The 14,166-nt window shown below is 72.8% G+C and carries 15 protein-coding genes; 10 read left to right on the top strand and 5 right to left on the bottom strand.

The window, feature by feature from the left end; translation table 11 throughout:
* Positions 1-4 precede the first annotated feature (4 nt).
* Positions 5-1,417, bottom strand: a complete 1,413-nt coding sequence (lpdA, locus tag Aeryth_RS10830) for a dihydrolipoyl dehydrogenase (protein WP_067858418.1) — start codon at positions 1,415-1,417, stop codon at positions 5-7.
* 214 nt (positions 1,418-1,631) lie between these two features.
* On the opposite strand from lpdA, the gene Aeryth_RS18125 reads away from it, so the two are divergent.
* Positions 1,632-2,234: a hypothetical protein gene (locus tag Aeryth_RS18125; protein ID WP_193786265.1), complete on the top strand. Its 603-nt coding sequence runs from the start codon at positions 1,632-1,634 to the stop codon at positions 2,232-2,234.
* A 17-nt stretch (positions 2,235-2,251) separates the two neighbouring features.
* On the opposite strand, the gene Aeryth_RS10820 is transcribed toward Aeryth_RS18125, so the two are convergent.
* From Aeryth_RS10820 to Aeryth_RS10810, 3 genes are read right to left on the bottom strand one after another with little or no spacing between them, the layout of a single operon-like run.
* Entirely contained in the window at positions 2,252-2,707 is a 456-nt protein-coding gene (locus tag Aeryth_RS10820; RefSeq protein ID WP_067858416.1) for an ASCH domain-containing protein, read from the bottom strand.
* Positions 2,707-4,074: a serine hydrolase domain-containing protein gene (locus tag Aeryth_RS10815; RefSeq protein WP_236749721.1), complete on the bottom strand. Its 1,368-nt coding sequence runs from the start codon at positions 4,072-4,074 to the stop codon at positions 2,707-2,709. The genes Aeryth_RS10820 and Aeryth_RS10815 overlap by 1 nt, the downstream gene beginning before the upstream one ends.
* The gene (locus Aeryth_RS10810; protein ID WP_144433754.1) at positions 4,067-5,518 is read right to left on the bottom strand and encodes a leucyl aminopeptidase; all 1,452 of its coding nucleotides are present in this window, start codon (positions 5,516-5,518) and stop codon (positions 4,067-4,069) included. The genes Aeryth_RS10815 and Aeryth_RS10810 overlap by 8 nt, the downstream gene beginning before the upstream one ends.
* 78 nt (positions 5,519-5,596) lie before the next feature.
* Between Aeryth_RS10810 and gcvT the strand changes: the two genes are divergently transcribed.
* Entirely contained in the window at positions 5,597-6,712 is a 1,116-nt protein-coding gene (gcvT, locus tag Aeryth_RS10805; RefSeq protein WP_067858413.1) for a glycine cleavage system aminomethyltransferase GcvT, read from the top strand.
* Between the two features lie 87 nt (positions 6,713-6,799).
* Positions 6,800-6,994, top strand: a complete 195-nt coding sequence (locus Aeryth_RS10800; protein ID WP_067858399.1) for a hypothetical protein — start codon at positions 6,800-6,802, stop codon at positions 6,992-6,994.
* A 49-nt stretch (positions 6,995-7,043) separates the two neighbouring features.
* On the opposite strand, the gene Aeryth_RS10795 is transcribed toward Aeryth_RS10800, so the two are convergent.
* Entirely contained in the window at positions 7,044-7,610 is a 567-nt protein-coding gene (locus Aeryth_RS10795) for a DUF3043 domain-containing protein (RefSeq protein WP_067858396.1), read from the bottom strand.
* Between the two features lie 69 nt (positions 7,611-7,679).
* On the opposite strand from Aeryth_RS10795, the gene Aeryth_RS10790 reads away from it, so the two are divergent.
* The 7 genes from Aeryth_RS10790 (at position 7,680) to Aeryth_RS10760 (ending at position 14,100) form a co-directional block, all read left to right on the top strand.
* Positions 7,680-8,390 (top strand): PspA/IM30 family protein, encoded by a 711-nt coding sequence (locus tag Aeryth_RS10790; RefSeq protein ID WP_067858394.1) that lies wholly within the window; start codon positions 7,680-7,682, stop codon positions 8,388-8,390.
* On the top strand, positions 8,365-9,276 hold the full coding sequence (htpX, locus tag Aeryth_RS10785; RefSeq protein WP_083516398.1) for a zinc metalloprotease HtpX: 912 nt from the start codon (positions 8,365-8,367) through the stop codon (positions 9,274-9,276). Before Aeryth_RS10790 ends, htpX begins: the two co-directional genes overlap by 26 nt.
* Before the next feature lie 13 nt (positions 9,277-9,289).
* Positions 9,290-9,862, top strand: a complete 573-nt coding sequence (gene pspAB / locus Aeryth_RS10780) for a PspA-associated protein PspAB (RefSeq protein ID WP_067858388.1) — start codon at positions 9,290-9,292, stop codon at positions 9,860-9,862.
* Positions 9,863-9,899: 37 nt separating this feature from the next.
* Positions 9,900-11,168, top strand: a complete 1,269-nt coding sequence (locus tag Aeryth_RS10775) for an aspartate aminotransferase type Ic (protein WP_067858385.1) — start codon at positions 9,900-9,902, stop codon at positions 11,166-11,168.
* Positions 11,169-11,172: 4 nt separating this feature from the next.
* Positions 11,173-12,273 carry a glycerate kinase family protein gene (locus Aeryth_RS10770; RefSeq protein WP_067858382.1) on the top strand — a complete coding sequence of 367 codons (1,101 nt, stop codon included), beginning with the start codon at positions 11,173-11,175 and terminating at the stop codon, positions 12,271-12,273.
* A gap of 121 nt (positions 12,274-12,394) precedes the next feature.
* Positions 12,395-12,772 (top strand): HesB/IscA family protein, encoded by a 378-nt coding sequence (locus Aeryth_RS10765; protein ID WP_067858379.1) that lies wholly within the window; start codon positions 12,395-12,397, stop codon positions 12,770-12,772.
* A 353-nt stretch (positions 12,773-13,125) separates the two neighbouring features.
* Positions 13,126-14,100 carry a carbohydrate kinase family protein gene (locus Aeryth_RS10760; RefSeq protein ID WP_067858377.1) on the top strand — a complete coding sequence of 325 codons (975 nt, stop codon included), beginning with the start codon at positions 13,126-13,128 and terminating at the stop codon, positions 14,098-14,100.
* Positions 14,101-14,166 lie beyond the last annotated feature (66 nt).

Below are 14,166 nucleotides of genomic sequence, written 5' to 3'. Positions count from 1 at the left end.
CGGGTCAGGCGTGCGAGTGGAGGGGCTTGCCGGCCAGGGCGAGGGCAGCCTCGCCGAGAGCCTCGTTCTGGGTGGGGTGCGCGTGGATCAGCTGCGCGACGTCCTCGGGGTAGGCCTCCCAGTTGACGATGAGGGAGGCCTCGCCGACCTGCTCGCCGTAGCGGGCGCCGATCATGTGCACGCCGACGATCGGCCCGTCCTTCTCGCGGACGAGCTTGATGACACCGGCCGTGCCGAGGATCTGGCTCTTGCCGTTGCCGCCGAGGTTGTACTCGACCGTCTCGACGTTCTCGTCGCCGTACTTCTCCTTGGCCTGCGGCTCGGTGATGCCGACCGACGCGAGCTCGGGGTCGCAGTAGGTGACGCGCGGGATGCCCGGGTCGAGGACCGGCTGCGGGGAGAGGCCCGCGATCTCCTCGGCCACGAAGATGCCGTGCGCGAAGCCGCGGTGCGCGAGCTGCAGGCCGGGCACGAGGTCGCCGACGGCGAACACGCCGGGGACGTTCGTGCGCAGGCGCTCGTCGGTGGGGACCCAGCCGCGGTCGACCGTGACACCGGCCTCCTCGAAGCCGTTGCCGTTGCCGTTCGGACCGCGACCCACCGCGACGAGGACGAGGTCGGTCTCGATGGTCGAGCCGTCCTCGAGGGAGACCGTGACGCCGCTGTCGGTCTGCTCGACGCCGGAGAACTTGGTGCCCGTCTTGAAGGCGATCTTGCGCTTGCGGAACGCGCGCTCGAGGTTCTTCGACAGCGTCGGGTCCTCCAGCGGGACCAGCGACGGGAGCGCCTCGATGATGGTGACCTCGGCGCCGAAGGAGCGCCAGACCGACGCGAACTCCACGCCGATGACGCTGCCGCCGATGATGACGACCTTCTCGGGGACCTCGCTCATCGTGAGGGCCTCCTCGCTCGTCACGACGCGGCCGCCGATCTCGAGGCCGGGGAGGCTGCGGGCGTAGGAGCCGGTGGCGAGCACGACGTTGCGGCCGGTGTACTGCTGGCCGTCGACCTCGACGACGCCGCCGCCGTTCGCGTCGGTGGAGACGAGGCGACCCTCGCCCTCCACGACCGTGATGCCGCCGGACTTGATGAGGCCCTGCAGACCCTTGTAGAGACGGTCGATGACGCCGGCCTTGTAGCTGTTGACCTGCGCCATGTCGATGCCCTCGAACGTCGCCTTGACGCCGTAGGTCTCGCTGTGGCGGGTCTCGTCGGCGACCTCGGCGGCGTGCAGCAGCGCCTTGGTCGGGATGCAGCCGTTGTGCAGGCAGGTGCCGCCGAGCTTGCCCTTCTCGACGAGCGCGACGCTGAGGCCGAGCTGCACCGCACGGAGGGCGCAGGCGTAACCGCCGCTGCCGCCGCCCAGGATGACGATGTCGAAGGTGTTCGTGCTCTGGTCGCCCGGGCTGTCCGCCACAGTGTCCTCCCGCGTGGAATGGTCGTTCGCCAGCCATCTTGTCACCCTCGGCCCACGCCGCACCACGGGGGGAGCGACCGGTGAGTAGGTTCTCTGGACTCGTCCGCGGGGCTCGTCCGCAGGGGTCGTCGCAGGCGTCGTCGCAGGGGTCGTCCGGGGGAGCGGTCGCCTCGTACCGGGCCCGTCGCCACCGGGGGTCGGGCAGAATGTCGCCATGGCACTGTTCGGCCGCCGACGCGGCAGCTCCGACCGCCGCGCCGTGCGTGACGACATGGCGGCGCTGCGCGACTGGGCGACCATCCGTCACGGCGTCGAGGCGTACGTCGAGCCGCGCACGTCCTTCAACGAGCCCACGGTCGTGCTGGTCGCGTCCGACGGCGAGTCGATCCGCCGACGCGTGGAGTCCTACAAGGCGGCCGCCGAGCTGGCCCGCAAGCTCGGGATCCCGGTCTACGACGCGAACCGTGTGGGCTACCCGCAGCGCATGCGCGACTACGCGGTGCGCCAGCAGGGCCGCTCCAGCGGCCACACGGCGTCGTCCAGCAGCCGCGACCCGCGACGCTCCACCGCCGGCGGCGGACCGACGCGTCCGCCAGCCGGACCCCGCTCGCTGTCGCCGAGCGAGCGCGACGCCATCGCGACGCTGCAGGTCTCGGCCGACGTCGCGGGCGGCGACGTCACCGTCCGCCCCGACGACGAGGTGCTGCGCCGCTGGTGGAAGCAGGCCCGTGCGCGCTCGCACCCCGACCGTCGCGGCGGCGACCGCACGGAGTGGGACGAGGTCGAGCAGGCCGCCCAGACCCTCAACCTCTCCTGACCCCCAGCCTCAGGACGTCAGGGGCGGGGGTCGGCGTGCTCCGGGGGCCAGACCACGGCGAAGCGCTCGAACCGGGTCTCCATCGCGTCGACGTCGACGTCGTCCGCGAGGCCCAGCACCCGGCGGGCGAAGTCGCGGTGCGCCCGCAACCACCAGGCGCGGGTGAGGTCGCCCTCGCCCTCGTCGCGCGCGAACGCGTCGTCGACGGAGTCGAGGCGCCCGACGCGCACGTCGACGGTCCGCAGCACGACCTGGGACCGTCCGGAGCCGTCGAGCACGACCCAGTGGTCGCCGACGCGGACCGGGTGGTCGTCGGGGCACACCGGGCCGGCCGTCGCGCGCTTGCCGCCACCGACGACGAGCGCGAGGAGCGCGTCGGCCATCGCGGGGGAGTCGCCGAACGGCTCCACCGCGGGCTCGACGTCGGCCGCCTCGGGGTGCGCGGCGACGTACGCGGCCCAGAGGTCGTCCATCAGGACCAGCCGGCCTCGTCGAGACCGCCCGGCACCTCGACGTCGGGAGACGGGTCGTAGGGGGTGCGGGTGAAGACGAAGCTCGCCAGCGTCAGCTGCACCGGTCGGCCGTCGGCGTCACGACGGACCGCCAGGCGTTCGCCCTCGTGGTAGCCCTCCAGCCCGATCCAGGTGCCGTCGGCGTCGGCGCGGAAGCGGGCACCGCGGCCCGCGCCCGGCTCGCCCAGCACCAGGTGCTCGTCCTCGAGACGGGCTGAGTATCGGGCGGTGCCCCAGAACCAGTCGCCCACCAGGTCGAGCCGGTCCGCGTGGCCGGGCCGGCGTGTCCAGGCCGGACCAGCCAGGGGCTCCAGCTCGCGCAGGAGGTCGAGCAGGTCGGTGGCCAGGGGGCCGAGGCCGGAGGTGGCGTTGGCAAGGACGACGACGCCATCCCCGGTGGCCGCGTCGACCCGCAGGCCCGCGAGGAAGCCGGGCATCGATCCGCCGTGCCCCACGAAGCGGCGACCGCCGACGTTCCAGACCTGCCAGCCGAGCGCGTGGGCCCCGGTCCAGGGCTGCCGCGGGACGTCGCTCACGGCGACGGGTCGCAGCATCTCCTCGAGCGTGCCCGACGGGAGCAGGTCGTCGGTACGGCCGGCGGCGAACGCGGCCCAGCGCGCGAGGTCCTCGGCGCTCGACCAGAGCTGCCCGGCGGGAGCGAGCGCCTCGGCGTCGTGCTCGGGCTCCACGTGGGCGACGTCGGCGAAGGGGTGCACGGCCAGGCCCGGTGCCGCGTCGGGGCCGGGTCGCAGCGTCGTCGCGGTCATGCCGAGCGGCTCGAGGAGGTCGGCGACGACGCTCTCGTGCCACGACGTGCCCCGCAGGCGGGCGACCAGCTCGCCCAGCACGGCGAAGCCGGTGTTGGAGTAGTGGAACCGCGTGCCGGGGACGTGGACGAGCCGCGGTGCGGCCGTCGCTAGCAGGTCCGTCCACGTCAGCCCTGGCGAGCGCTCCCACCACGAGGCGTCGGTCTCGGCCTGCAGGCCGGCGGTGTGGCTCAGCAGCTGCGCGACGGTGACGTCGAGGTCGAGCTCCGGCAGGTGCCGACCGATCCGGTCGTTGAGGGCCAGGTGGCCCTCGTCGCGCAGCCGCAGCACCTGCACGGCGACGAAGGTCTTCGTGATCGAGCCGATCCGGTACGCGGTCCGGGGCGTGGCCTCAGGCGACGCATCGATGCCGTCGACGTGGCCGGCCGCGCCCGACCACACCGTCCGACCCCCGCGCACGAGAGCGGCGGTGACCGACGGGAGCCGTCGGTCCCGCTGCTCCGCGGCGACGCGGGCGTCGAGCCGGCGGCGGGTCGCCTCGAGCAGGTCCGGCTCAGTCACCGGACGCGAGGTCCGACGCGAGACGCACGAGCGTGCGGACCGAGACGCCGGTGCCGCCGGACGGCGTGTAGCCGTGCTCGCCGCCGTCGTTGAACGACGGACCGGCGATGTCGAGGTGCGCCCAGGGGGTGTCACCGACGAACTCGCGCAGGAACGCGGCCGCGAACAGGGTGCCACCGTAGGGCTTGGGGTTGTGCTGGCGGATGTCGGCGATCTTCGACGACGTCACCGCCGACTTCATCTCCTCGACGATCGGCAGCGGCCACATGGACTCGCCCGTGGTGCGCGCGGCGTCGAGGATCGCGTCGCTGAGGGCGTCGTCGTTGCCGAGCACGCCCGTGGTGCGCTCGCCGAGCGCGACGACGCAGGCGCCCGTGAGGGTCGCGACGTCGACGATCCGGTCGGCGCCGGCCTCGACCGCCAGGGAGAGACCGTCGGCGAGGACGAGGCGGCCCTCGGCGTCGGTGTTGTGCACCTCGACCGTGGAGCCCGAGCGCATGATGAGGACGTCACCCGGACGCGTGGCCGAGCCGCTGGGCATGTTCTCGGCGAGGCAGGCGAAGGCGGTGACCTTGACCGGCAGGCCGAGCTCGGCGATGGCGAGCGTGGCGGCGACCACGGCTGCGGCACCCGCCATGTCGATCTTCATGGTCTGCATGCCGGAGCCGCTCTTGATCGAGAGGCCGCCGGAGTCGAACGTGATGCCCTTGCCGACGAGGGCGAGGTGCGTGACGGCCTTGCGGGGCTCGTAGGAGAGCCGCACCAGACGCGGGGGAGCCTCCGAGCCGGCACCGACGCCGAGGATGCCGCCGCACCCCTCCTTCTCGAGCCGCCTCTCGTCCCACACCGAGACCTTGACCGGCTGGCGTCCGGCGACCTCGGCGATCTGGTCGGCGAACGCCGGCGGTCGCAGGTCCCCGGGCGGGGTGTTGACCCAGTCGCGGGCGAGGGCGGTGGCGCGTGCGACGACCGCGGCGTGCTCGACGGCGTCGACGACCGTGCTCTGGCGCCCGAAGGCCGACAGCACCGTGACCGCACCCAGGCGCGCGTCGTCGTCGGACGCCTTCGTCTTGTAGGCCTCGTAGCGGTAGGCGCCGAGCAGCGCGCCCTCCGCGACCGCGACGACGTCGTCCGCACCGGCCGGCTGCAGCGCCAGGGCGGTGGTCGAGGCCTTCAGCCTGATCGCGGCGCGCACGCCCGAGGCGGCGGCGCGGCGCAGCTCCTCGGCGTCGGGCTCCTCGCTCAGGCCGACGGCGACGACGGTGCCCGCCTTCGTGGCCTCCCCGCCGGGCGCCACGACGACCTGCCCCTTCTCGCCGGTGAAGCCGAGCAGGGCCAGCGTCGGGGCGAGGTCGGCCGCGTCGTCGTCGGTCCGCACGCCGAGCACGAGGACGTCGGTCTTGACCGTCGAGGGCTTGGCGGTGCTGACGGAGACGTCAGGCAAGGAGGAGGCGGACGAGCGGGCGGGCGTCGAAGGGGCCATGTCGCCCATGTAATCACGCAGCCCGCTACGTTGGCCGACATGGACCTGCTCCGTTCGCCGCTGCACGACCACCACGTGGCCCTCGGCGCCAAGATGGCCGAGTTCGGGGGCTGGTCGATGCCTTTGGAGTACCCGTCGGAGTCCGGTGGCGGCGTCCTCGCCGAGCACGCTGCCGTGCGCGAGGCGGCGGGCCTGTTCGACGTGAGCCACCTGGGCAAGGCCAGCGTCCGCGGCGCGGGCGCCGTCGACCACGTGAACGCGCACCTGACGAACGACCTGCGTCGCATCCGTCCCGGCCAGGCCCAGTACACGCTCTGCTGCGACGAGGACGGCGGCACCGTCGACGACCTCATCGCCTACGTGCGCAGCGACTTCGACGTCTTCCTCGTGCCCAACGCCGCCAACACGGCCGCCGTCGTGGAGCGGCTGCGCGCCGATGCTCCGGCCGGCATCGAGGTGGTCGACCGTCACCGCGAGCTGGCCGTCCTCGCCGTGCAGGGGCCCGCGGCCGACGCGGTGCTCGCCGGTGTCGGCGTGCCCACCGACCACGCCTACATGTCGTTCGTCGAGGCGCCCGTCGGCGGCGCCGAGGCGATCGTGTGCCGCACCGGCTACACGGGGGAGAAGGGCTACGAGCTCGTCGTCCGGGCCGACGACGCCCCCGCTGTCTGGGAGGCGCTGCTGGCCGCAGGCGAGCCGCACGGGCTGCGGCCCTGCGGTCTCGGCGCGCGCGACACGCTGCGCACCGAGATGGGCTACCCGCTGCACGGCCACGAGCTGTCGGCCGAGATCTCCCCGGTCATGGCACGCGCCGGCTGGGCGGTCGGCTGGGACAAGCCGACGTTCACCGGCAAGGACGCGCTCGTGCGTCAGCGTGAGGAGAAGAGCGTCCCGCTGGTGCGCGGCATCGTCTCCTCCGGCCGCGGGATCCCGCGACCGGGCATGGTGGTGCGGGCCGTCGGACCCGACGGCGCACCCGGTGACGTCGTCGGCGAGGTGACGTCCGGGACCTTCTCGCCCACGTTGCGCCAGGGGATCGGGCTGGCGCTGCTCGACCGCGCGGTCGGCGACGGCGACGACGTGCTCGTGGAGGTGCGACGTCGCGCTGAGCCGTTCACGGTGACCAAGCCCCCGTTCGTCGCCCCCTCGACCTGAGCCCCGACCTCGTCCCGGCCTGCCGCACGGTCACGTCGGGGCGAGGATGGCACGACCGACCACGCACGACCGATCAGGAGGACGTCGATGAGCTGGACCTGGCTGCTGGAGACCGCCGACGGACAGGAGAAGGGTCGTTCCGACGCCTTCGACAGCCGCGGTGACGCCGAGACCTGGATCGGCGAGACCTTCGCCGAGCTGCTCGACCAGGGCGTCGACCAGGCACGGCTGCTCGACGGCGACACCGAGGTCTACGGACCGATGTCGCTGCACGGCGAGTAGCCCCGTCGGGGCCCTCGCGCGACAGGTGAGGGGCGCGACAGGTGAGGGGTCAGACGCGCTCGCGCGGCTCCTCGCCGCGCGCGATCGCCGGCTTCGGCAGGCGGAAGCGGCGCAGCTGCGTGCTGCGCAGGACGGCGTACCCGGTCGCGCCGCGGGTCGACTCGCCCGGGAAGCGCAGCTTCAGCTGCTTGCGCAGGCCGCTGACCAGCAGGACCTCGTCGAGGATGGTCAGCAGGATCATCACGCCCCAGGCGTAGACGACGACGAGCTGCGCGAGCGGCGCCTGGACGAAGCTGAGGACGAGCACCGCGAGCAGGATCGGCAGCAGGTACTCGGCGACGTTGCGACGACGGTCGACGTAGTCACGCACGAACGCGCGCACCGGGCCGCGGTCGCGCGGGGGGAGGGCGTCGCCCTTGCCGGCCCGCAGGGCCTCCTGCTGACGACGACGCAGGTCCGAGCGCGCCTGACGGTCGCGCTGCATCTGCTCCTTGCGCGTCATCGGCGTCTTCATCGCCTTCTTCCGCGCCGCCTCGGCCTCCTTGCGGCTCGGCGTCGCACGGCCCTTCTTGGCGGCCTGGGTGCGGTCGTCGGGGGCGGCGTTCTCCTGCGTCACGGCGTCACCCTACACAGCGCGCCCACGCGGTCCGGACGCCCACGTGCCGCAGCCCCGTAGGCTGACCTCATGGGGATCGGACGCAGGATTCGCGACATCTGGAGGTCGCGCTCGCACCGTGAGCTCGACGGCGAGGAGCTACGCAGCTCCCTCGACGACACCTACCGCGCCCAGCTCGCACACCTGCAGAAGGTGCGCCGCGGCGTCGCCGACGTCACGACCAGCCGCAAGCGCGTCGAGGTGCGGCTGCGCCAGCTCGAGCAGCAGGCCGCGACGTTCGACGCGCAGGCCCGCGAGGCCGTCGAGCGCGGCGACGACGCCACCGCCCGCACCGCGCTCGGCCGCAAGGTCGGGCTCGAGGACTCGCTCGCCGACCTGCGGGAGCGGCACGCCGCGCTGCAGCAGGAGGAGGCGACCATCACCGACGCCGCCACCCGGCTCGAGGACAGCATCGAGGACTTCCGGCTCCGCAAGGACACGCTGACTGCTCGTGCGTCGGCCGCCGAGGCCCGCTCGCAGCTGACCAGCGCCGACACCGGCATCGCGTCGTCGCTCAGCAGCGTCAACCAGCAGATGGAGGCCGCCGAGCGGCACACCCGCGAGCTGGAGGCCCGTGCCGACGCGATCGACGAGCTCGTCGCCGACGGCATCGTCGCGCGGCCGGGGGAGAGCAGCGACGACCTCGAGGCGCGGCGCTTCGACCGCGAGCTGGGTCTCGACGTCCCGCAGGGCACCGAGGTGGAGGGAGAGGGCCGTGGCCCGCAGCAGGTTCAGGGCTGACCGGGGGCTCACGCTCCGCATGGGCGGGGTGAGCCTCGGGCTGGGCGCGCTCTACGTCGCGTTCGGTGCCGTCCTCATCTCCTTCTCCGGCAGCGCGGTGATCGGCCTGGTCATCACCGTCGCGCTCGCCTGGGGACAGTGGTACTTCTCCGACACGCTCGCGCTGAAGTCGATGGGTGCGCGCGTCGTCAGCCCCGAGCAGGCGCCCGAGCTGCACGCCATGATCGACCGGCTGTGCGTCATGGCCGACATGCCGAAGCCGACGGTCGCGGTCGCCGTCACCGACCTGCCCAACGCGTTCGCGACCGGTCGCACGCCGCGGCACTCGGCCGTGTGCGTCACGACCGGCATCATGCAGCGCCTCGACGCCGACGAGCTCGAGGGCGTACTGGCGCACGAGCTGTCGCACGTGGCCAACCGCGACGTCTCCGTCATGACCGTCGCGTCGTCGCTCGGCCTGCTCGCCGGCTTCATCACCCGCTGGGGGTTCTACCTCGGTGCGGGCAGCAACGACCGCGACAACCGCAACGGCAACGGCAACGGCGTGCCGTTCATCGTCGTGTTCCTCGTGAGCATGCTCGTCTACTTCGTCAGCTTCCTGCTCACCCGCGCCCTGTCGCGCTACCGCGAGCTCAGCGCCGACCGCAGCGGTGCGTACCTGACGGGTCGTCCGTCGAAGCTCGCGTCGGCGCTGGTCAAGATCTCCGGCGACATGAGCCGCATCCCCAACGAGGACCTGCGCGGCGCCCAGGCGCTCAGCGCCTTCTTCTTCGCGCCGGCGATCAACCGCGCGTCCGTGAACGCGGTCATGGCCACCCACCCGCCCCTGGAGCAGCGCCTCGCGCAGCTGGCCAAGGTCGGCGCCGAGCTGTCGGACCCGATCTGATGGGCCCGATCTGATGGGCTGGCTCGACGGCATCCTCGGCCGCTCCAAGCCGCCGGAGGCCGACCTCGACGTCCTCTTCGGGGTGCCCCAGGCCGCCCTGACGCTCGAGGCGGCGGGCTTCGCGGCCACCGGTGCGGGAGCCGTGTGCTTCCGCGACGTCGACGGCGTCAGCGACGACCGCGTGATGGCCGAGGTGCAGCAGGTCATCGGCACCGACGCCTCCGCGACGGTGGCCGTCACCGACGACGGCCAGGGCTTCCGCTGGCTGCAGGTCACGCGGGCGCCGGGCGACCTGCAAGGCCTCGTCAGCGACCTGCACGCCGCGAACTCCTCGATGGCCGATGCGGGCTTCGGCTCCCAGCTGCTGTGCTCCACGGTGCTGTTCTCGACGCCGTCGGGCGGCCCGCTCGGGCTGGTCTACCTGTTCAAGCAGGGCACCTTCTACCCGTTCGCGCCGCAGGCCGGTCGACGTCGCGACAACGCCGTCGAGCTGCAGGTGCGGGCGCTCGTCGAGGGCGACGTGCCGGTGGAGAAGGCGCTGGAGCGCTGGCTGGCGCTCTGGGACGCCCCCGGTCTGTCCGTCTGACGACGTCGGCTCGCACGACCTTCGGTAGGTTGGGCCCGTGAGCCTCGACACCCTCTCTCCCGACGAGATCCGCGCCCTCCACGACGAGCAGCAGGCCGCCTACGAGCAGCTGAAGCAGGCCGGTCTTGCGCTCGACATCACGCGTGGCAAGCCGTCGTCGGCGCAGCTCGACCTCTCCAACGCGCTCCTCGACCTGCCCGGCCAGGACTACAAGGACGCGGCCGGCACCGACACGCGCAACTACGGCGGCGTCGTCGGCAACGTGCAGCTGCGCGAGATCTTCGCCGAGCTCCTGCACGTCCCCGTGGAGCAGCTGGTGACGGGCGACAACGCCAGCCTGGCGATCATGCACGACCTCATCGTCTTCGCGATGCTCAAGGGCACGGTCGGGTCGCAGCAGCCGTGGGCGCAGGAGGAGGAGGTCGTCTTCCTCTGCCCGTCGCCCGGCTACGACCGGCACTTCGCGATCTGCGAGCAGTACGGCATCACCATGCGCACGATCGACATGCTCGACGACGGTCCCGACATGGCCGCCGTGCGCGAGGCGGTCACCGACCCCGCGGTCAAGGGCATCTGGATCGTCCCGACCTACGCGAACCCGACGGGCGCCGTCGTCAGCGAGGCGGTCGCCGCCGAGCTGGCTGCGCTCGAGACCGCCGCGCCCGACTTCCGGATCTTCTGGGACAACGCGTACGCCGTGCACCACCTCACCGAGGAGCGCACCAAGACCGCCGACATCGTCGGTCTGTGCGCCGCATCGGGACACCCGGACCGTCCCTTCGTGCTCGCGTCGACGTCGAAGATCACCTTCGCGGGAGCCGGCGTGAGCTTCTTCGCCTCCTCGCCCGAGAACATCGCCTGGTACACCGGGCTCGTCGGCAAGCGGACCATCGGGCCCGACAAGGTCAACCAGCTGCGTCACGTCCGGCTGCTCGGCGACGTCGACGGCGTGCACGCGCTCATGGACCAGCACCGCGAGATCCTCGCGCCCAAGTTCGCCGTCGTGCAGGAGGTGCTGTCGGCGCGGCTCGGCGGTCTCGACGTCGCCACCTGGACCGACCCCCGCGGCGGCTACTTCGTGAGCCTCGACGTCCCCGACGGCTGCGCCACCCGCGTGGTGCGCCTGGCCAAGGAGGCGGGCATCGCGCTCACCCCGGCGGGTGCGTCCTTCCCGTACGGCAAGGACCCGCGCGACCGCAACATCCGCATCGCGCCGTCGTTCCCGCCGATCGAGGAGCTGCGCACCGCGATGGAGGGCCTGGCCACGTGCGTGCTGCTCGCGGCCACCGAGCAGCGGCTGGGCTGAGCCCGTGCGCGTGCTCGTGGCGCCGGACAAGTTCGCCGGCACGCTGAGCGCGCCCGAGGCGGCCCGGGCGATCGCCCGCGGCTGGGCCCGGACGTCGCCGGACGACGAGGTGGTCCGGCTGCCGATGGCCGACGGCGGGCCGGGCTTCGTCGACGCCCTGCACGACGCGCTCGGCGGCCGGCTGCACGTCGTCCCCGTGCGCGGGTCGACGGGCGCCGAGGTGCCCGTGACGCTGCTCGTCGTCGACGACGTCGCCTACCTGGAGTCGGCGCAGGCCTGTGGGCTGCAGCTCGGTCCGCCGGCCGCCCGGACCGCGTCCACGTGGGGCGTGGGCGAGGCGGTGCGGGCCGCCGTCGAGCTGGGGGTGTCGAGCGTCGTCGTGGGGCTCGGCGGCAGCGCCACGAACGACGGGGGAGCCGGGCTGCTCGGCGCGCTGGGCGCGACCGCCGACCGACCCCTCGACGCCGGTCCGGACGGTCTGCGCGGCGTCACGTCCGTCGACCTCGCCGCCGCGCGACAGGTCGTGGAGGGCGTCGACCTGGTCGCCGCGAGCGACGTCGACGTCCCGCTGCTGGGCCTGTTCGGCGCCACCAAGACGTTCGGGCCGCAGAAGGGGCTCGACGAGGCGGACCTGCTGGAGGTCGACGGCCTGCTCGACGCCTGGGTCGACGCGGTGTGCGGTCCGACCCCGGCGCAGCGGCGCGTGGCGGACGCGCCCGGGGCCGGCGCGGCGGGCGGTCTGGGCCTGGGGCTGCTGCTCCTGGGAGCGGACCGACGTCCCGGCGTCGCGGTGGTGGCGGAGGCGGTCGGGTTGGACGTCGCGTGTGCGGACGCCGACCTGGTGGTCTCCGGCGAGGGCTCCTACGACCACACCTCGCGCAGCGGCAAGGTCGTGCACGGGGTCGCCCAGGTGGCCGGACGACACGCTCGACCGTGCGTGGCGATCGCCGGACGGGTGACGGTGGGTGCGCGGGAGATGCGGGCCATGGGCGTCGAGTCGGCGTACGCGATGCTCGACCTGGTGGGGGAGGAGCGCTCGTTCGCGGACCCGTCGGGCGCTCTGGCCGACGTCGCCGAGCGGGTGGCGCGCACCTGGTCGCGCTGATCGGCGCCCCGCGAGTCCGCGCCCGGCGAGGGATCTCCTGAGGATCGGCGCGTACGATGGAATGGAACCGGCTTCCTCCTGGTTGTCCACCAGGAGAGCACCCGAGACCGACGGAGATGACATGAGCGTCGACAGCAGCACCACCCCCGAGACCACCGAGACCGCCGCCCCGGCCGACGGTGTGAACCTGTCCGCGAACGCTGCGGAGAAGGTGCGGAGCCTGCTCGCCCAGGAGGGTCGCGACGACCTTGCCCTGCGCATCGCTGTGCAGCCCGGCGGCTGCTCGGGCCTGCGCTACCAGCTGTTCTTCGACGAGCGCACGCTCGACGGCGACGAGGTCCGCGACTTCGACGGCGTGAACGTCGTCGTCGACCGCATGAGCCTGCCGTACCTGCACGGCGCGTCGATCGACTTCGTCGACACGATCGAGAAGCAGGGCTTCACCATCGACAACCCGATGGCGACGGGCTCCTGCGCCTGCGGCGACAGCTTCCACTGATGGAGTGACCTCGGGAGCTTTGCGATCGAGCCACCTCGCGAGCCCTGCGAGCGACGGTGGCGAGAGGTCGAGTGGTGCACGCCGAAGGCGTCGGACTGTATCGAGACCTCCAAGCGGTCCAAACCCCACCACGAGGTGAGCGACGAGCATGACCGCCCAGGGTGGTATCGATAGACCTCCCCTCGCTAGCGCTCGTGGAGGCACTCGACCAGCGGGAGCGGGGCACTCGACCAACGAGAGCTGAGCCTCGACCAGCGGTCACCCGGCACGAGCGGCGTGACGCGACGTCACGCCCGACTTCCTCACACGACGGCCCCCTGCGGACGCAGGGGGCCGTCGTCTAGTCTCATCTGGTGCATCTCGCGATCGCCGGCTCTGTGGCCACCGACCATCTGCAGGTCTTCTCGGGGAAGTTCTCGGACTCCCTGGTCCCGGACCAGCTCGACAAGCTGTCCGTCTCGTTCCTGGTGGAGGACCTCGACGTCCGCCGCGGCGGGTGCGCCGCGAACATCGCGTTCGGCCTGGCGGCGCTGGGCCTGCGGCCGACGCTGGTGGCGTCGGTGGGGCGTGACTTCGCCGACCAGGGCTACCAGCAGTGGCTGGAGGACGCGGGCGTCGACTGCTCGCGCGTGCACGTGTCGCCCGACAAGCACACGGCGCTGTGCACGATCACGACCGACGACGCGCACGCGCAGATCGTCACCTTCTACGCCGGCGCGATGGCCGATGCCCGCACGATCGACGTGCTGGAGCTCGGCGACTTCGACCTCGTCCTCATCGGTCCGGACGACCCGGAGGCGATGAACCGGCACACGGCGGCCTGCCGCAAGGCGGGGGTGCCGTTCGCGGCGGACCCGTCGCAGCAGCTGGCGTGGGCCGACGGCGACCTGATCCGCGAGCTCGTCGACGGTGCGGCGTACCTCTTCAGCAACGACTACGAGTCGGCGCTCATCCAGACGAAGACCGGCTGGAGCGAGGAGGAGGTGCAGGCGCACGTCGGCACGCGGGTCGTGACCCGCGGCAAGGACGGCGTGACGGTGTACCCGTCCGACGGCGCGCCGATCGAGGTCGCGGCGATCCCCGACGTCGACGCGGTCGACCCGACGGGCGTCGGCGACTCGTTCCGCGGCGGGTTCCTCGCTGGCGTGGCCGCAGGCCTGGACCTGGAGCGGTCGGCGCAGATCGGCTGCACGATCGCGGCGAGCGTCGTGGAGACGACGGGCACGCAGGAGTACACGCTGACGCGTGAGGCGTTCCTGGACCGTCTGGGCTCGGCCTACGGCGACGACGCGCGGGCCGAGGTGTCCGCCGCGCTGGACCTCGCGTGAGCGTCCCCGACACGGGTCGGGGCAAGGGTGCCCTTACCTGCTCGACGAGGGACGAGTGAGGGTACT

This window comes from Aeromicrobium erythreum (assembly GCF_001509405.1).
Lineage (GTDB): Bacteria > Actinomycetota > Actinomycetes > Propionibacteriales > Nocardioidaceae > Aeromicrobium > Aeromicrobium erythreum.
The sequence above is the reverse complement of the archived record's forward strand: the minus strand, read 5'-3'. Positions and strand labels throughout refer to the sequence as shown.

Bases quoted from the DNA above. Each gene is read 5' to 3' on its own strand.
- Aeryth_RS18125 (WP_193786265.1), top strand. From the start codon at position 1,632: ATGGCACTGTTCGGCCGCCGACGCGGCAGCTCCGACCGCCGCGCCGTG.
- Aeryth_RS10820 (WP_067858416.1), bottom strand. From the start codon at position 2,707: ATGGACGACCTCTGGGCCGCGTACGTCGCCGCGCACCCCGAGGCGGCC.
- gcvT (WP_067858413.1), top strand. From the start codon at position 5,597: ATGGACCTGCTCCGTTCGCCGCTGCACGACCACCACGTGGCCCTCGGC.
- Aeryth_RS10800 (WP_067858399.1), top strand. From the start codon at position 6,800: ATGAGCTGGACCTGGCTGCTGGAGACCGCCGACGGACAGGAGAAGGGT.
- Aeryth_RS10790 (WP_067858394.1), top strand. From the start codon at position 7,680: ATGGGGATCGGACGCAGGATTCGCGACATCTGGAGGTCGCGCTCGCAC.
- pspAB (WP_067858388.1), top strand. From the start codon at position 9,290: ATGGGCTGGCTCGACGGCATCCTCGGCCGCTCCAAGCCGCCGGAGGCC.
- Aeryth_RS10765 (WP_067858379.1), top strand. From the start codon at position 12,395: ATGAGCGTCGACAGCAGCACCACCCCCGAGACCACCGAGACCGCCGCC.